Source organism: Actinoplanes awajinensis subsp. mycoplanecinus, from assembly GCF_001509495.1.
GTDB classification, from domain to species: domain Bacteria; phylum Actinomycetota; class Actinomycetes; order Mycobacteriales; family Micromonosporaceae; genus Actinoplanes; species Actinoplanes palleronii.
Map to the genome: position 1 here is coordinate 45,023 of NZ_LLZH01000167.1, position 17,576 is coordinate 62,598.

The following is a 17,576-nucleotide window of genomic DNA, read 5'->3' on the forward strand; positions in this document are numbered from 1 at the left end:
TCCCGGGGGTAACGCCGAGTGGAGGAGGTCCGATGCGGCAGGCGCAACGGCTGAAGAGCGTCCGGTACGACATCCGGGGCCCGGTGCTGCGCCGGGCACAGGAGCTGGAGGCCGCCGGGCACCGGATCCTCAAGCTCAACCTCGGCAACCCGGCCCCGTGGGGGCTGGCCACGCCCGCGCCGATCGTCGCCGACATGGTGCAGAACCTCGTCGACGCGCAGGGGTACAGCGACGCCCGCGGCATCTACTCGGCCCGGGTCGCGGTCGCCCAGCACTACCAGACCCTCGGTGTGACCAGCGTCCAGCCGGACGACGTGCTGCTCGGCAACGGCGTCTCCGAGCTGATCGTGATGGTGCTGCAGGCACTGCTGGACACCGGCGACGAGGTGCTGGTGCCGAGCCCGGACTATCCGCTGTGGACCGGCGCGGTGAGCCTCTGCGGTGGCCGCGCCGTGCACTACCGCTGCGACGAGAGCGCCGGCTGGGCCCCCGACCTGGAGCACATGGCGGCGCAGATCACCGAGCGCACCCGCGCCCTCGTGGTGATCAACCCGAACAACCCGACCGGCGCGGTCTACTCCGAGGAGGTCCTGCTCGGCATGATCGAGCTGGCCCGCCGGCACGGCTTGGTGATCTTCGCCGACGAGATCTACGACAAGATCGTGTACGACGGCGCGGTGCACCGCACCCTCGCCGCGCTCGCCCCGGACGTTCCGGTGGTCAGCATGGGCGGCCTGTCGAAGACCCACCGGGCCGCCGGTTTCCGCTCCGGCTGGCTCGCCACCAGCGGCTTCTCCAGCACTGACGACTACCTGGACGGCCTGCAGCTGCTCGCCAACATGCGGCTCTGCCCGAACGTGCCCGCCCAGCACGCCATCCAGACCGCGCTCGGCGGCTACCAGAGCATCGAGGAGCTGATCCGCCCCGGCGGCCGTCTCCTGGAGCAGCGCGACCACGCCTGGCGCTCCCTGGTCGCCATCCCCGGTGTGGACTGCGTGAAGCCGGCCGGCGCGCTCTACCTCTTCGCCCGCCTCGACCCCGAGGTCCACAAGATCCACGACGACGAGAAGCTGGTCATCGACCTGCTCGAGCAGCAGCACCTGCTGATCTCGCACGGCACCGGCTTCAACATCGACACACCGGACCACCTGCGACTGGTGTTCCTGGCGCCGACCGACGTGCTCGACGACGCGGTCGGGCGGATCGCGACGTTCCTGTCGACGTACCGGCAGTAGTCACCCGTCCGGGGTCCTGTGCTCAGCGGCGGTCGCGCGGCAACATTGCCTGTCATGACTCGTGGCCGCTGGTGGGCTGTCGGTGGTGTTGTCGTCGTGACCGCGGTCGCCTTCCTCGTCGCGGTGGTGTGGTGGGGTGTGGACAGCCTGGAGCAGGTGAGCTGGGTGGCAGGCATCCTGGGCTTCGCCGCAACCGTCGTCATCGCCCTCCTCGGCCAGCCCTCCGCACCCCCGCCCCCTGGCACAGCCTCGTCATCGGGCGCGGTGCCGGGGCGGCGGTGGGATCGGGCGCCGGTGCGGTCCGGGGTCGGTCCGGTGCTGGGGCTCGGTGCGCTCGGTGTCACGCTGATCGCGGCGATGGTCCTCGGCGCGGCAGCCCTCCTCACGCGCTGATCACGCGATGCTTCCCGCGCTGCTCGCGCGGGGTGGCTGCGGTGAGGCGCCGCGGCGCGCTTGCAGGTGGTGGGCTGGTTCTCAGGGGTGTCTCCGCGACGCGGAGACACCCCTGAGAACCAGCCGGGACCGCGGGTGAACCGGCGGTGTCAGCCGTCAGGGGGAAGCCGTATGGCGGCTCAGCGAACCCGGATGAACGGTGCAAAAGATCTAAATGTGCCCATAGGCTCCCCGGGGTGACAAACCAGTTAGCCACCGTCGCCGACGGGCGGGTCGCGTTCGGCGACGCGGTCGCCCGGGTCGCGGAATCGCTCAGCCCGCTCGGGGCCGCTGCCCGGATCATCGCCGAGTCGACCGCCTGCGCGGTCGCGATGAAGGAACTCGACGTCGCCGGGCGGCGGATCGACGCCGACACCGAGGTGACGCTCACCCGGCTGGCCAACCGGCGCACCGACGCCGCGGCCTCGCTGCGGGAACTGCGCCGCCAGGTGGGCCGCACCGACCTGACCGCCGAGGCGCTGCGCCAGTGCATCCGGAACATGCAGCGCGCCCTCGGCCGCCGCGGCACCACCCCGGACGAGGCGCGGGTCTACGCCGAGTTGATCCACGGCTTCAGCGCCGACCTGCTCAGCCATCACTCCCAGCAGGGGAGCCAGGTGCTCACCGGCATCGACATGGTCCTCAACGGCGATGCCGCACCCCGGCTCGGCGGCGGTGCGGCACCCCGCCGGGCCGGTGGCGGGCGTGGGCGCGTGCGCGGAGGCGGCAGCAGATGAGCGGGGCGAGAAGCGGGTGCCTGCCGATCCTCGCCCTGCTCGCCAGCCCCTGCCTCGCCCCCTACGGTGTCGCCGCCTTCGCCACCCCGGTGCTCGCCCCCTACGTCTACCTGAACCACCCGTCCTCGTTCGCCAAGGACCGCACGGTCTGGCTGGTGCTGCTGGCCGCGGTGCCGGTGCTCGCGTTCGTGCTGGTCCGCTGGGCGAGCCCGGCCGACGGACGGCTGCGCGGCCGCGGTGACCGGCACCCGCCGGCGTCCCGCGCCCGGCGGCCAGGTCTGCGCGCCCGCCGCCCGCACCCGATCCGCGGATACCTCGACCGGATCCTCCTGCTGGTCGGCTCCACCTCGGCCGTCACCCTGTGCCTGGCGTGGAGCGGCCACGACATGTACGGACCGCTGGCCGGGGTGGAGACGATGATCCTGCTCGGCGCGGTCGGCGGCACGCTGATCGTGGTGCTGGTCGGGATCCGCCGCTGGGACCGGCCGTACGTCGCGCCGGTCACCGTCGAGCAGGTCCGCGCGCACAACCAGCGTGCGCGCAAGGAGCTCCGCCGGATCCGCGCCGACAACGAGCGGGTGACCCGGATGGTCGCGAAGCTGGAGGCCAAGCTCACCGACGCGCACACTCGCCGGGACTTCGCCGTGCTGCGCACCATGCACCACGAGTCGTACGGCTGCGCGGACAGCGTCTATGTGCACTATCGGTCGGTGGAGGAGTCGCTGGGGCTGGTCTCGCAGCTGGTCCGCAGCGTGCGGATCACCGGCTGGCAGCCGAGCGGGGTGGTCCGGCGCGCGGTGAACCGTAAGGCGCGGGTGGCGTTCGTCCAGTTGCGCACCGAGACCGGCGGGCTGGCCGGGACCGCGGGCGAGCTGCGCTCCGAATGGACGCGGAACCGCGACCTGGTGCAGACCCTGAACGTGCGCACCGCCGACCTCAAATGCCAGATCCGCGACGAGTGCGGCCCCGCCGGCCTGCGCTGGTTCGAGGCCCTCCAGGACCGCCGCGACGCCGCCCGCCTGGCCGAGGGAAAACCCGTCAGCTGACCACCCGGCTGGTGCTCAGGGTTGTCTCCCGGGCGTTGAGGCACCCCTGAGAGCCAGCCGGGGGCCGGGGGCGCGCTGCGGTCGGGAGTGGCAGCGGTGTCGCGGTGGCCTCACGGGCGGGACGTGGCTCGTAGCCTGCGGACGGGTGCTCCGTATGCGTACCGGAAAAGGGTTAACGGTGACGGGCGGCCATCGTCTCGACCGCGGACATCAGCAGGTCGAGGCCGAAGGCGTAGTAGTGCTCGAGGTCGGGCGGCTGCTGGTAGGTCTTCGCGAACTCGATCATCATGGGGAACTGGTCGGCGGGCAGGCACTCCAGCATGGCCCGCTTCTGCCGGCGCCACTCCGGGGCCTGCTCCCGCGGCACGGTCGCCGGGCAGTCGGGCTGGCCGGCGGCGAGGCCCATGGCGCCGTTGAGCAGGTACATCGCGATCCAGTACGCCTCTTCGACGCCGAAGCCGCCCTCGGTCAGCAGCGCGAGGGTGTCGTTGGTGGCGCGGGCGAAGCTGTCCGAGCGGGTCTTGTCCGTCGAGTGCAGCAGGTCGGGCAGCGCCGGGTGGGCGCGCATGACGTTTATCGCAGTCTGCACGATCGCGCGGAGCTGCACCTGCCACGGATCGCCGGTGCCACGGTCGGCCCGCAGCCCGCTCAGCACGTGGTCGACGACGCCCTGCAGCAGCTCGTCCTTGTTCTTGAAGTGCCAGTACAGCGCCATCGGCGTGACGCCCAGCTCCTTGGCCAGGCGCCGGATGGTGATCGCGTCGAGGCCCTCCTCGTCGGCGAGGCGCAGGGCGCGTTCGGCGACGGTCGCCTTGCTCAGTCGTTCCGCTGGGGTCACTTGACAACCATACAACGTACAGGTCTCATGTACGAGGTACATGTACGTCGTACAAGTACAACGTATATTGCTCGGCATTGGGGGATCGAATGGAGAAGAACCGTCGGTGGTGGGCGCTGGTAGCGGTGGCCCTCGGGACGTTCATGACGTATCTCGACAACAACGTCGTCAATGTGGCGCTGCCGTCGATCCAGCGCGAGCTGAACCTCAGCATCTCCGGGCTGGAGTGGATCACCAGCGCGTACATCCTGGTCTTCGCCGGCCTGCTGCTGGCCGGTGGCCGGATCGGGGACGTCCTGGGGCACCGGACGGCGTTCCTCTCCGGCCTGGCGGTCTTCACCGTCGCCTCGGTCGCGGCGGGCCTGGCCGGCAGCCAGGAACTGCTGATCGGCGCCCGCGCCGTGCAGGGCATCGGTGCGGCGCTGCTCTCCCCGGCGGCGCTCGCGCTGCTCCGGGAGCTGTTCCCGGACCCGAAGGAGCGCGGCACCGCGATCGGCGTGTGGGGCGCGGTCGGCGCGCTCGCCCTGGCCATCGGCCCGTTCACCGGCGGGGTGCTCAGCCAGCACGTCTCCTGGGGCTGGATCTTCCTGATCAACCTGCCGATCGGCGTGGCGACGCTGGCCATCTCGATGATCAGCATGCCGGCCGGCCGCGCCACCGTGGCCCGGGCCGCCGGCGCCTGGCGTCGTCTGGACCCGATCGGGCTGGCGACGTCGTCGCTGTCGCTGTTCGCTCTCACGTACGCCCTGATCGAGGGTGACTCCGAGGGCTGGACGTCCGGCCTGATCCTGGGGTCGTTCGCGGTCGCCGCCGTGGCCGCCGTCGCGTTCGTGGTCCAGCAGAGCCGTACCGCCGACTCGATGGTCAACCTGGACTTCTTCCGGAACCGGATGTTCACCGGTGGCCTGCTGGCGATGGGGCTCTGGGCCTTCGGTGTCTTCGGCATCTACTTCTACATGGCCATCTACCTGCAGAACGTGCTCGGTTTCTCGCCCACCGAGGCGGGCGCCGGCTTCATCCCGATGGCTCTGATCACCGCGGTCGGCGCCATGCTCGCGCCGCGCTTCGAGGCCCGCTTCGGTGTCGCCCGGGTGACCGCTTTCGGTCTCGCGGTGATGGCCGCGGCGATCGGTGGCATCGCACAGTACGGCGAGGGCACCCACTACCTGGCCCTGCTGCCCTGGTTCGCGCTCTACGGCGTCGGCGGCGGCCTGCTCATCCCGCTGAGCAACGTGGTCGTCGACGCGCTGCCGGTCGAGCGCGCCGGTATCGCCTCCAGCATGCTGAACGTCTCCCGCGAGGTGTTCGGGCTGCTCGGGGTGACCGTGCTGGGCGCCATCCTGAACAACCGGGCCGGCGCCACCACCGGCACCGAACTGCACCGCTACCTGGTCGGCTACCAGTACGCCCTGGTCGTCGCGGCGGCCCTGGTCGCCGTCGGTGTGCCGCTCAGCCTCTGGATGCTCCGCGCCAAGCGGACCGGCGACAGCGCCAAGCGGACCGGCGACAGCGCCAAGCGGACCGGCGACAGCGCCAAGCGGACCGGCGACAGCGCCGGGCGGCCCGGCGACGGCACGGTGGAGCCGGTCCCTGTCCTTGAGACGATCTGACGCTCGGTGGTGAGGGAGTCGGACACCCGTGTTCGACTCCTTCAGTGAAAATTCCGGTGAGTGCCCTGGCCGCGGGGCTGGTCGCGGTGCTCGTCTCGTTCTCCGGGCCGTTCGTGGTGGTGCTCACCGCCGCCTCGGCCGCGCACCTGACCGAGGCGCAGACCACCTCCTGGGTGTGGGCGATCGCGGTCGGCAGCGGCCTGACCTGCCTGGTGCTGAGCCTGATCACCAAGATGCCGGTGATCACCGCGTGGTCCACGCCCGGCGCGGCGCTGCTGGTCGGCTCGCTGGGCGCGTACCGGTACTCGGACGCGGTCGGCGCGTTCCTGTTCGCCGCGATCGGGATGACCGTCCTGGGCTTCTCCGGACTGTTCGGCCGGATCCTGGCCAAGGTCCCGCCGGGCATCATCTCGGCGATGCTGGCCGGGATCCTGCTGCCGTTCGCGCTCGACGCGTTCCGGCAGCTGCCCGGGGCGCCGGCGATCGTGCTGGCCGTGCTCGGGGCGTACTTCCTGGGCCGGCGGTTCCTGCCGAACTACGCGGTGCTGCTCGCCCTCGGCGCCGGGGTGGCGGTCGCCGCGGCCGGGCACGACCTGCACCTGGGCGGGGTCCGGCTGGAGATCGCGCTACCGCACCTCACGGTGCCGACGCTGAACCCGTCCGCGCTGGTCAGTATCGGACTGCCGCTGCTGATCGTGACGATGGCCTCGCAGAACGCGCCGGGTCTCGCGGTGCTGCGCGGCAGCGGGTACCAGCCGGACGACCGGCTGCTGCTCACCGGTACCGGACTCACCTCGGTGCTGCTCGCGCCGTTCGGCAGCCACGCGATCAACCTGGCCGCGATCACCGCGGCGATCTGCACCGGCGAGCAGGCCCACCCCAACCCCAGGCTCCGGTACGTGGCCGGAGCGGCCTGTGGCGTCTTCTACCTGATCTGTGGCTTCCTCGGCACCGGGCTGGTCGGGTTCTTCACCGCGCTGCCGAAGCCGCTGGTCGCCGCGGTCTGCGGGGTGGCCCTGCTGGGCGCGCTGCTGGGCAGCCTGGCCGGCGCGCTCGACGACCGGCCGGCCCGGGAGGGCGCGCTGGTCACGCTCGCCGCGACCGCGTCCGGGATGACCGTGGCGCACGTCGGTTCGGCGTTCTGGGGCCTGGTGGCGGGCGTGCTGGTGCACCTGATCCTGACAGCGCGCCGAAACAGTCAGGCGGGGACCGGGACCGGGCCGGCCGGGGAGAGCCGGGAGATCCGCAGCCAGACGACGAAGCCCCAGACCACGAACCCGGCGTAGACCGCGTAGAGCACCGCGGACGGGTAGTAGCCGAAGTGCAGCAGCTCGGGCACCCCGACCAGGTCGACGGCGATCCAGCAGAGCCAGAACTCCACCCAGCCGCGGGCCATCGCGTACGTGGCCAGCATCGACCCCACGAAGATCCACGAGTCGGCCAGGTAATACCACCACGGGACCGGGAAACCCGCCCCGACCTGGCGGAAGACGAAGAAGCAGAGCACCACGGCGACGAGCGCACCCGGGATGAAGATCAGTCGCTGCCGGTGGCCGGCCCAGCGCGGCACCACCGCGTCGCCGTGCCCGACCCGGCGGTTGCGCCGCCAGACCCACCAGCCGTACACGCTGGTGATCAGGAAGAACACCTGGCGGGCGGCCTGGCCGTACAGGGGAGTGCCCTGGTCGTTGCCGAGCGCCTGCCCGAGGAACACGGTGAACAGCAGGATGTTGCCGACGATCCCGATCGGCCAGGCGAGCGCGTTGCGGCGCAGTCCGAACAGCGCCGAGCCGAGCCCGAAGGCGTTGCCGACGATCTCCCGCCAGTAGATCGCCTGATCCGGGGTCACCTGCCACTTCGCGGTGTAGAACACGGTCAGCCAGTGATCGAGCCAAGTCACGGCTCATGGTAGGCCGCGCCGAGTTTCCGCCCGGTTTCCACCCGGGCATAGTGGGCCGGTGACCACCGCGATCTCCTGTGCCGTGCAGACCCGCCTCTACTCCGGAGGCCGGGTGGTCGAGCAGGGTTTCGGGTTCGGCGAGCTGGCCGGTCACCTGAGCGACCACCCGGAGGCGGTCGCCTGGCTCGATCTGCTGGAGCCGTCGGCGGCCGACCTGGCCGTGGTCGCCGCCGAGTTCGGCCTGCACCCGCTCGCCGTCGAGGACGCGCTCGCCGAGCACGAGCGCCCCAAACTCGACAGGTACCCGGACCACCTGTTCGTCAACGTCTACGCGGTCGCCTTCGACCACGTCGGCGACGTCTCGCCGAAGGCGCACAAGGTGGAGATCAGCGCGTTCGTCACCGAGCGGGCGCTGATCACCGTGCACAAGGACGAGGGCGACGTCGACAAGCTGGTCAAGCGGTGGGACTCCGACGCCGATCTGGCCGCCTCCGGCGGCGTCAACTTCCTGCTGTACGGCCTGTTCGACGTCGTCGTGGACAGTCAGTACGCCGCCGCCCGGCAGGTCGACGAGGCGATGGACCCGATCGAGGACCGGATGCTCGGCGAGGGTGGCGCGCCCCGCGCGGTCCGGCTGCACGGGTTCGGGCTGCGCCGGGCGCTGGCCATGCTGCGCCGGGCGGTCGCGCCGATGCAGGACGTGGTGGCCGAGGTGAACCGGGCGGACAGCGACCTGGTCGACGACCAGCTGCGGCCGTACTACCGGGACGTCCAGGACCACGCCGAGCGGGCCCTCGAGTCGATCGAGCACTCGCTCACCCGGATCACCGAGCTGCTCGACGCCGACCTCAACGAGCAGAGCAACATCCTGAACGACACCACCCGCAAACTCGCCGCCTGGGCCGCCATCATCGCGGTGCCGACCGCGCTGACCGGCTATTTCGGGCAGAACCTGCCGTATCCCGGCTACGAGCAGCCCTGGGGCTTCGTGCTGAGCACGGCCCTCATCGTGGTCACCGGCGCCGCGCTCTACTACTACCTCAAGAAGCGTGGCTGGCTGTAGTAGCGTCCCCAGGTGATCGGGGGTAGTGAATACATGCTCACCATGGACCTGACCGCCGCGGACCTGGGATACGGCGCCGGTGATCCGGTGCTGCGCGACGTGACGGTGACCGCTCGCCCGGGCGAGATCCTGGCCGTCACCGGCACCTCCGGAGCGGGCAAGACGACGCTGCTCAGCGCGCTGGCCGGGCTGCTCGCACCCCGTTCCGGCACGATCACCGCGGCCGGCTCGCCGCTGGGTGACCGGGACGCCGCGGTCGGCCGTGGCGTGGTGCTGATCCCGCAGGAGAACGGGCTTGCCGCGATCCTCACCGCCGCCGAGAACGTCTCGGTCGCGGTGATCGCGACCGGCGGCACCCCGGCCGACGCCCGCCGCCGGACGGCCGACGCGCTGGCCGCGGTCGGGCTGGCCGGGCAGGCGAACCAGCTGATCGAGGAGCTCTCCGGCGGGCAGCAGCAGCGCGCCGCGATCGCCCGCGGGCTGGCGCTGCGCGGCCGGGTGGTGCTCGCCGACGAGGTGACCAGCGAGCTCGACGCGGCGAACCGGCAGAAGGTCCTCGAGCTGCTGCGCGCCGAGGCGGCCCGGGGCGCCACCGTGGTGCTGGCCACGCACGACCCGGAGGCCGCCGCGGCCTGCGACCGGGAGCTGCACCTGGCCGACGGAACCGCGTCCTGGGCCCGTTCATGAGCGGCCGGTAGCCGCCACGTGTTCATGCTGGTGATCGGCGCGGTGCGGGCCCGTACCGCGCAGGTGCTGACGATCCTCGTCCTGACCATGGTGGCCGCCGCCGTCGCGGTGGCCGGGCCGTGGTTCGCCTACGCGTCGGCCGGTCGCGCCGCGGTCGTCGACCTGGCCGCGGCGGGCGCCGCCGAGCGGGTGGTCACGGCGGTGCAGGACGTGAACACCCAGGGCGAGCCGGTGGCCGCGCTCCGGGCGTTCGGCGACCGGGTCGGACGGGGGCTGGGCATACCGGTGAGCGAGCCGGTGACCGGGCTGAGTGTGCTGCTCAGCGTACGGGTGGGCGCGACCGCCACGCCGATCCGGATGGCGTACCGGGACGGCTTCTGCGCGCACGTACGGCTGGACGGGCCGTGCCCCGGCCGGCCCGCCGAGGTCGCGATCAGCCAGGAGACCGCGCAGCGCCTCGGGGTGGTGCCGGGCGCGTCGCTGCGGCTGCACAGCTCGCTGACGGCCGCGACGGTGACGGTGACCGTGGTCGCCCGGTACACCCGGCGGGATCCGGACGGGCCGTACTGGAGCAACGAGGTGTTCCGCGGGACGGCCGGCCTGGACCCGGTCTTCGCGCCGGTCGAGGCGTTTCGCGCGGCGCCGCTGTGGAACGTCGCCCAGGCGTACGACGCGGTGCTGCCCGACGCTGTGATCCGCGGCGACCGCACGCTCGCCGCGGACCTGGCCGCTGCCGACGCCCGCCTCGGCGCCGACCAGGTACGGCTCGCCACCGGAGCCGGCCGCCTGCTCACCACGATCGCGAAGGACCGGGCCACCGTGCTGCGCGGCGTGCTCACCGCCGGGGTGCAACTGGTGATCCTCACCTGGTTCGCGATCGGCCTGGCCGGGCGGTACACGTCCGGGGACCGGCGGGCCGACGCCGCCCTGCTCAAACTGCGCGGGGTCAGCCGCTCCGGCACCCTGCGACTGGCCTGGGGCCAGCACCTGGTGCCGCTGCTGCTCGGCGTGCTGGCCGGCGCCCCGATCGGCTACCTGCTGGCCCGGGCGCTGACCGGCGCGCACCCGGCGGCCGATGACCGGGCGGCGGCGCTGGCCTGGTCCGCCGCCGCGGCCGGCGCGGTCCTGCTCGGCGGCCTGGCCGTGCTGGCCGTGGTCGAGGCGGTGCTGCTCGGCCGGCCGGTGGCGGCGCTGCTGCGTCCGGCGTCCGGCAATGGCAACCCGTTGTGGTCCTGGCTGGTCGACGTGCTGCTGCTGGCCGTCGCCGGCGCCGCGCTGTTCCAGGCCGGCTCCGGAGCGGCGGACGGGACAGGCACGGCCGGCGCGGCGGACGGGACAGGCACGACCGGCTCGGCGGCCGGGGTGGGCGTGGCCGCGCCGGCCCTGGTCGCGCTCGCCGTCGGGCTGATCACCGCCCGGCTGCTGGGCCGGGTCGCCGCCCGGACCGGCCGGGTCGCGCTGCGTGCCGGCCGGCTGCGGCTCGGCCTGAGCGCCCTGCGACTCTCCCGCTCGACCGGCGTGGAACGGGTGTTCGCGCTGGTCGTGGTCGGTGTCGCGCTGTTCGGCACGGCGGCCGGTGCGCTGTCGGCGGAGAACCGGGCGCGGGCCGGGCGCAGCACCGCCGACCTGGGCGCGGTCCGGGTCCTCACGGTGCCCGACACGAACCGGACCGCGCTGCTCGACGCGGTACGCCGGGCCGACCCGAGCGGCCGCCAGGCGATGGCCGCGGTCGTCACCCGCGACGGTGAGCTGCGGATCCTCGAGGTGGACAGCACCCGGCTGGCCGCGGTCGCGGCCTGGCGCCCGGAGTACGGCCCGGTCACCACGCTGCCCGAGGCCACTGCCGCGGCGACCGTCCCCGCGCCGCCGGCGATCACCGGCGACCGGCTGACCGTCCGGTACCGGCGGGACGGCCCGGACCCGCTCGGCCTCACCCTGACCCTGCGGCACGAGGGCACCGGCGCACCGGTCACCGTCTCGTTCGGCGCGCTCGGCGCGGGGGAGCGGACCGCGGCCGGTACGGTCAGCGGCTGCGCTGAAGCGCCCGGCTGCCGGATCGTGAACTGGGCGCTGACCACCGCGCCGTCCGCGAGCGGGCGCACCGACCCGGCACCGGCCGGCGCCGCGGTGACCCTGCGTGAGCTGCGCCAGGACGGGGCGGACCCGGTGGTGCTGGACGGGGCCGCGCTCGCCGACATCGGGCGGTGGCGGCCCGGCACGGACGGTTCGGCGCTCGACCTGGTCGCCGCGGACCGGGCCCTGCGCCTGGTCGCCGACCCGAACACCGGCGACCGGCCGCACGTCGGCACGCAGGCGTGGGCGGCCGGGACCCGCGGGCCGCTGCCGGTCGTGCTGGCCGGGCCGGCGCCGTCCGACTGGCGGTACACCGACGCGCTGCTCGGGTCGTACGGTGAAAAGACGCCTGTCGCGGTGACCGCGAGTGTCGCGGCGCTCCCGGTGGTCGGACGGTCCGGGGTGATGATCGACCTGGATGCCACCCGGCGGCTGACCGCGGTGGCCGAGCCGGGCGGCCGGTTCCAGGTCTGGCTGGCGCCCGGCGCTCCGCCCGGGATCGTCGGCGCGCTGGTCGCGGCGGGCCTGACGGTCGGCACCGACACCACCGCCACGGCCCGTGAGGAGCAGCTCGGCGGGCAGGGACCGGCCGCGGTGGTGCGGTTCGCGCTGCTCGCCGGGGTGGCGGCGCTGCTGCTGGCCGCGGTGACCGTGGCGGTCGGGCTGACCGTGGAACGTCGCACGCTCGCCGAGCAGCTGGGCGCGCTGCGCCACCAGGGGCTGCCGGCCCGGGTCGCGGTCACCGTGGGGTACACCGGACCAGCCGTCCTGATCCTGACCGGCGTCCTGACCGGGGTGCTGGCCACCGTGCTGGGTGTGGCGCTGACCGGCAGCGCGGTGCCGCCGTTCACCGACGGCTGGCGGGTCCTCGCCGCGCCCTCGCCGCTGGCGCCCGGGGTGCTGGTGGCCGCCGCGCTCGGCGCCCTGTTCCTGCTGGGTCTGCCCGCGTGGTCGGCACTGCGCCCGCTGATCGGGGGAATCCGCCGGTGATCATGCTCGTGCTGGCGATGGTCTGGCACCGCCGCGGCCAGTCGGTCACCCTCGCGCTGCTCGCCCTGCTGGCGGTCGCGTCGGCGGTGGCCGCGCCGGCCTACCTGATCGCCGCGGACCGGGCGGTGGCCGCCGGCCAGATCGCCACCGCCGCGACCGGGGAGCTGAGCCTGACCGTCCGCGCCGTGCAGGACGCGATGACCGGCGACGGCCCCGGCGACGACTTCGCCGACCTGGGCGGGACCCTGATCGCGCTGCCCGGCTTCACGTACTACTACTCCGCGGAGACGCCCACGGTCGGGCTGGAGAAGACCGACCGCGACCCGACCCGGCTGGTCTTCCGGCAGGACGCCTGCTCCCACGTGCGGATCGTGGCCGGGCGCTGCCTGTTCGGCGAGGGCGACGTGCTGCTCGGCGAGCGGACCGCGGACCGGCTCGGCCTGGCGCCGGGCGCCGCGATCACGCTGGCCTCGGCCGTGCCGGACAACTCGGGCGGCGTCCCGCGGTTCGTGCCGGCCGGCGAGCCCAAGACCCTGACCGTCGCGGGGATCTACACCCCGCGCAGCCCGGGTGAGACGTACTGGGGGCGGCACGGCTACTTCGTCACCTCTCTCGGCTTCGCCGGCGAACCCGTGCTGACCACCTCGATGACGCTGCCCGCGATGGACGTGGTCCGCACCGAGATGGCGATCGACGGGATCGCCGCGCCCGGCGCCCTCGACGTCGACCGGCTCGACCGGCTGCGCGCCGAGCTGCGGCGCCTGGATGCGTCGGCCGCCGAGCTGGACCAGACCCTGCAGATCGACACCGACATCCCGCGGCTGCTGGACCGGATCGACGAGGGCCGGGCCGGGGCCGCGCTGCTGGTCCCGGTGCTGGCCGTGCCGCTGGTGCTGCTCGCCTGCTTCAGCATCCACCTGACCGTCGGCTACGGCGCCGAGGGCCGGCAGAGCGAGCTGGCCGTGGTCGCCCTGCGCGGCGCCCGGTGGTGGTCACGCTGGTGGCTGGCGACCGGGGAGAGCCTGGTCGCGGTGCTGGCCGGTGCGCTCGCCGGCTGCCTCGCCGGGCAGTTGCTGATCACCGCGGTGGTCGCGTTCCGGTTCCCCGGCGTCGGGCCGGCCGCCGACTGGTCGTCGCTGCGGTACGCCCCGATCGCCACGCTGATCGCGCTGCTCGCCGCGGTCGCGGCCCAGCGACGGCAGCTCACCCGGCCGGTCGCCGGGCTGCTCCGGCGGATTCCCGGCCCGGGCGCCGGGCGGGTGCCGTACGCCGAAGCGGTGCTGCTGGTCCTCGCCGTGGTGGCCGGCGCCCAGCTGGTCCTCTCCGGCGGCTCGCTCACCGGCGTCGGCCTGTTCGCCCCCGCGTTCACGCTGCTCATCCTGGCCCTGCTCGCCTCGCGGACGGTGCTCCCGGTGATCGGCCGGATCGCCGCCGGTGCGCTGCGCCGCGGCCGGCTCGGACCGGCCCTGGCCGGCCTCCAGCTGACCCGGCGCCCCGGCGCGTCCCGGCTGTTCGCGCTGCTGGCGGCGGCCGCGGCGGTGGCCGGGTACGCGGGCTGCGCGGTGGACACCGCGGTGCAGGGCCGGGACGCCCAGGCCCGGCTGAGCGCGGGCGCGGAACGGGTGCTCACCGTGCAGCCGGTCTCCGGGCGGCAGCTGCTCGACGCGGTGCGCGCCGCCGACCCGGCCGGGACGTGGGCGATGGCGGTCACCCAGCTGCCCGGCGGCGGGCTCGCGGTGGACAGCACCCGGCTGGCCGCGGTCGCGTACGGGCCGTTCCCCACGCTTGATCAGATTCGGCCTTCGGTGGTCGAGCCGGTGACCGTGACCGGGCCGGAACTCGCGATCGACGTGACCAGCGACAGCGATCGGCTGCGGCTGAGCGTGCTGGTCTCCTCGTCCGCCGGAGAAGCCTCGGTCGACGTCGGTGAGCTGCGCAGAGGGTGGCAGACGTACCGGCAGCGCCCGGAGGTCTGCCGGGCCGGCTGCCGGATCACCGGTGTCGAGATCGGCGGCTCCGGCCGGGCGCGGGTCACCGGCCGCGTGATCATCCACTCCCTCGGCGACCGTTGGCTCGCCTCCGAGCGCGGCACCCTCTCCGCGGCACCGGAAGGCGTCACGGTCCGGGCCGACGTCAACCCGGCCTACGCGGAGGTGGTCCGCTTGCGGCCCGCGGGAGTGCCGGATCCGCTCCCTATCGCGTACGCCGGGGAAGTACCCGTGGCGATCACCGGGCTGGCCGAGCAGCCGATCCCGGTGGCGGCGGTGGCGACCCTGCCGGTCGTGCCGTCCCTCGGCCGGCACGCGTACGTGGCCGACCTGAGCTACGCCGGCCTGCTCGCCGCCGGCACCAAGCGGGCCCAGCAGCCGCAGGTGTGGCTGAACGCCGCCGCCCCCGCGGACGCGCAGGCCCGGCTCGCCGCGCACGGGCTGACCGTGGTCGACGACACCGGGGCGTCGGCGATCCGGGACCGGCTGGACCGGCAGGGGCCGGCGCTGTCCCTCGGGTTCTACCTGCTGGCGGCGGTGCTGGCGACACTGCTCGGCACGGGAGCGCTGGTGCTCACCGTGGCGGTGGACCGTGGGCGGCGCGCCGAGGACCTGGTCGCCATGCGGGTGCAGGGTTTGCGTCGCGGGGTGGCCGGGCAGGCGACGTTCTGGACGTACCCGGTGCTGGTCAGCGCCGCGGTCCTGGTGGGCATGCTGGTCGGGCTGGCCGGGTGGTGGGCGACCGGGTGGGCGCTGCCGCTGGCCGGGGTGCACCCGCCCGACCTACCGTTGCCGGGCCGGCCGCGCGCCGGGGTGCTGCTCTGGTGGGGCGGGGGGATCCTGGCGCCGTACCTGCTGGCGGCCGTGCTCGGCGGCCGTGACCTGCAGCGCCGCCTATAGTCCAGCCTCGCCATTTGCGCAAGGGTCCAAAGACTCTGGGATTAATTGATCCAATCAGGGGTCCGGATCCGTTCTGTTCCACAACGAAGCTGTGTGAGCGCTGTGGAAGGGGTTCGTGTGCACGCCGTCGAACGTGGGTCACGCTGGCGTCGTCTGACGGGAGTCGCCGTCGCCGCCCTGGCATCAATCCTGCTGCAGCCGCACGCGGCCTCGGCCGTCGAACCGGGTGTGCCCGACCCGCCGAACCAGCTGATCACCGACACCGGTGAGGGTGACCTCTCCGACGCGGACAAGGACTTCGCGACGAAGGTGCGGCTCGCCGGGCTGTGGGAGATCCCGGCCGGCCAGATGGCCCAGCAGAAGTCGAAGGATCCGCGGATCCAGGCGATCGGCAAGGACATCTCCGCCCAGCACGTGATCCTGGACAAGATGGTCCGGGCCGCGTCGCGCAAGCTGGACATCCCGCTGCCCGACAAGCCCAACGCCGACCAGCAGAAGTGGCTGGGCGAGATGCGGGCCGCCGAGGGCACCGATTTCGACCAGATCTACATCGACCGGCTCCGGGCCGCGCACGGCAAGATCTTCCCGGCCATCGCGACGATCCGGACCAGCACCCGCAACGACACGATCCGCAAACTCGCGCAGCGGGCGAACCAGTTCGTGATGACCCACCTGACCCTGCTGGAGAGCAGCGGCATCGTCGACTTCGCCGCGCTGCCGACCGCACCGCCGCCGGCCGCGGCCACCAGCTCGGCCGCCGCGGCACCGGCCGCCCTGTCCGCGTCCGAGTCGTCGAGCCAGTCGACGTCCGCGCTGGTCAGTACGCCGGTCCTGATCGCCGTGGTGGTCGCCGCGTTCGGGATCGCGGCCTTCGCCAGCCGCCGCTTCCTCCCGGACACCCGCCGCCGTCGCCGCTACCGCAGCCCCTTCTGACAACCCGCACCCAAACTCCCCACGCAACCGGCTACCCCCCGTTGCGTGGGGACTTTCGGTTCGCTCCGCACCCAAAGTCCCCACGCAAGCGGTTAACTCCCGGTGCGTGGGGACTTTCGGCGCTGGAACTTCACACGCGGGGGTTGACCGGGACCACACGCGGACGTCGCCCGGAGGGGTCGGCGTTCTGGACGCGTAGCGGCCAGCCGAGCCCGCAGGGTCCCGGCGGGAGCGGCGGTCCGTACCCCGGCGGACGCACGACCGAAAGCTCTTGAATTTGATCTTCAGGGGGTTTCGGAGCCGCCCGGGACGAGCGTGACCTCGCCGTCGACGTGCTGGACGGTGAAGAGCGTGCCCGGCGGGTAGGAGCCGAGGACCTCGGGCGGCAGCTGGACCGTGCCGTCGCCGGCGACCACCGCGAAGTCCTGGCCGTCGCGGCCCTCGGCGCCGACCCGGCCGTCACGGATGGTGACCGCGCGGCCCAGGCGGGAACCCACCTCGTTGTCGTGGGTCACCACCACGATCGTCGTTTCACGTTCCGCGTTCACCGTTTCGAGTGCATCCAGGACCTCGTCGCGGCCCGCGGTGTCCAGCCGGCTGGTCGGTTCATCGACGAGCAGCAGCCCCGGGCCGGTCGCGATGCCGACCGCGAGCGCGGCGCGCTGACGGCCGCCCGGCGTCAGGTCGGCGAGTTTGCGGCGGCCCTGGCCGGGCAGGCCGACCAGGTCGAGGATGCGGTCCGGGTCGTCGAGCTTGATGCCGCGGGTGTGCGCGGCACGGCGCTGGGCGAGCCAGATGTTGCGGTGCAGCGTCGCGTAGGGCAAAAGGTTGCGCGCCGCGCCCTGCAGCACCACGCCGATCTCGGTGCCCCGCAGCCGGGAGATCTCGCTGTCGGCGAGTTTGCCCAGGTCATACGTGCCCACGTTGATCCGGCCGGCGGACGGGCGCATGAGGCCTGCGAGCAGCGCGATCAGGGTTGACTTGCCGGACCCGGACGGGCCGACCAGGGCGAGCGTCTCGCCCGGCGCGATGGAGAGATCGACCCCGGCCAGGGCCACCACGTCACCCGCCTCGGCGCGGTAGATGTGCACCACCCGCCGGCACGCGACTGCCAGTCCGTTCATGCCTGCACGGTAATCAAGGC

Annotated in this window: 14 protein-coding genes; 11 read left to right on the forward strand and 3 right to left on the reverse strand. The window is 73.4% G+C overall.

Features of this window, described 5'->3' with window-relative positions; all coding sequences use genetic code 11:
• Window positions 1–32 precede the first annotated feature (32 nt).
• The 4 genes from ADL15_RS19050 to ADL15_RS19065 all read left to right on the forward strand — a co-directional run bounded on the left by ADL15_RS19050 (window position 33) and on the right by ADL15_RS19065 (window position 3,450).
• Window positions 33–1,235 (forward strand): pyridoxal phosphate-dependent aminotransferase, encoded by a 1,203-nt coding sequence (locus ADL15_RS19050; protein WP_067692603.1) that lies wholly within the window; start codon window positions 33–35, stop codon window positions 1,233–1,235.
• A 54-nt stretch (window positions 1,236–1,289) separates the two neighbouring features.
• On the forward strand, window positions 1,290–1,628 hold the full coding sequence (locus ADL15_RS19055; RefSeq protein WP_157441461.1) for a hypothetical protein: 339 nt from the start codon (window positions 1,290–1,292) through the stop codon (window positions 1,626–1,628).
• Window positions 1,629–1,864: 236 nt separating this feature from the next.
• Window positions 1,865–2,404: a hypothetical protein gene (locus ADL15_RS19060; protein ID WP_067692609.1), complete on the forward strand. Its 540-nt coding sequence runs from the start codon at window positions 1,865–1,867 to the stop codon at window positions 2,402–2,404.
• Complete coding sequence (locus ADL15_RS19065; RefSeq protein ID WP_067692612.1) at window positions 2,401–3,450, forward strand: hypothetical protein; 1,050 nt, start codon at window positions 2,401–2,403, stop codon at window positions 3,448–3,450. The genes ADL15_RS19060 and ADL15_RS19065 overlap by 4 nt, the downstream gene beginning before the upstream one ends.
• Window positions 3,451–3,622: 172 nt before the next feature.
• Here ADL15_RS19065 and ADL15_RS19070 read toward each other — a convergent pair whose 3' ends face one another.
• Complete coding sequence (locus ADL15_RS19070) at window positions 3,623–4,288, reverse strand: TetR/AcrR family transcriptional regulator (RefSeq protein WP_232344212.1); 666 nt, start codon at window positions 4,286–4,288, stop codon at window positions 3,623–3,625.
• An 89-nt stretch (window positions 4,289–4,377) separates the two neighbouring features.
• Here ADL15_RS19070 and ADL15_RS19075 point away from each other — a divergent pair, with 89 nt between their 5' ends.
• Both ADL15_RS19075 and ADL15_RS19080 read left to right on the forward strand, forming a co-directional pair.
• Window positions 4,378–5,898, forward strand: a complete 1,521-nt coding sequence (locus tag ADL15_RS19075) for an MFS transporter (RefSeq protein WP_083971440.1) — start codon at window positions 4,378–4,380, stop codon at window positions 5,896–5,898.
• A gap of 44 nt (window positions 5,899–5,942) precedes the next feature.
• Window positions 5,943–7,184: a benzoate/H(+) symporter BenE family transporter gene (locus ADL15_RS19080; RefSeq protein WP_198170887.1), complete on the forward strand. Its 1,242-nt coding sequence runs from the start codon at window positions 5,943–5,945 to the stop codon at window positions 7,182–7,184.
• On the opposite strand, the gene ADL15_RS19085 is transcribed toward ADL15_RS19080, so the two are convergent.
• A complete protein-coding gene (locus tag ADL15_RS19085; protein ID WP_067692621.1) occupies window positions 7,097–7,798 on the reverse strand; it encodes a nicotinamide mononucleotide transporter family protein in 702 nt (233 codons plus the stop codon). The genes ADL15_RS19080 and ADL15_RS19085 overlap by 88 nt on opposite strands.
• Before the next feature lie 58 nt (window positions 7,799–7,856).
• Here ADL15_RS19085 and ADL15_RS19090 point away from each other — a divergent pair, with 58 nt between their 5' ends.
• The 5 genes from ADL15_RS19090 (at window position 7,857) to ADL15_RS19110 (ending at window position 16,432) form a co-directional block, all read left to right on the forward strand.
• A complete protein-coding gene (locus tag ADL15_RS19090) occupies window positions 7,857–8,861 on the forward strand; it encodes a magnesium transporter CorA family protein (RefSeq protein WP_232344213.1) in 1,005 nt (334 codons plus the stop codon).
• 33 nt (window positions 8,862–8,894) lie between these two features.
• Complete coding sequence (locus ADL15_RS19095) at window positions 8,895–9,548, forward strand: ABC transporter ATP-binding protein (RefSeq protein WP_067692624.1); 654 nt, start codon at window positions 8,895–8,897, stop codon at window positions 9,546–9,548.
• Window positions 9,549–9,572: 24 nt separating this feature from the next.
• Window positions 9,573–12,611, forward strand: a complete 3,039-nt coding sequence (locus ADL15_RS19100) for a hypothetical protein (RefSeq protein ID WP_067693046.1) — start codon at window positions 9,573–9,575, stop codon at window positions 12,609–12,611.
• Window positions 12,612–12,613: 2 nt separating this feature from the next.
• Window positions 12,614–15,499: an FtsX-like permease family protein gene (locus tag ADL15_RS19105; RefSeq protein WP_232344220.1), complete on the forward strand. Its 2,886-nt coding sequence runs from the start codon at window positions 12,614–12,616 to the stop codon at window positions 15,497–15,499.
• A 93-nt stretch (window positions 15,500–15,592) separates the two neighbouring features.
• The gene (locus ADL15_RS19110; protein ID WP_232344214.1) at window positions 15,593–16,432 is read left to right on the forward strand and encodes a DUF4142 domain-containing protein; all 840 of its coding nucleotides are present in this window, start codon (window positions 15,593–15,595) and stop codon (window positions 16,430–16,432) included.
• Between the two features lie 284 nt (window positions 16,433–16,716).
• On the opposite strand, the gene ADL15_RS19115 is transcribed toward ADL15_RS19110, so the two are convergent.
• Complete coding sequence (locus tag ADL15_RS19115; protein ID WP_067692633.1) at window positions 16,717–17,556, reverse strand: ABC transporter ATP-binding protein; 840 nt, start codon at window positions 17,554–17,556, stop codon at window positions 16,717–16,719.
• Window positions 17,557–17,576: the final 20 nt, after the last annotated feature.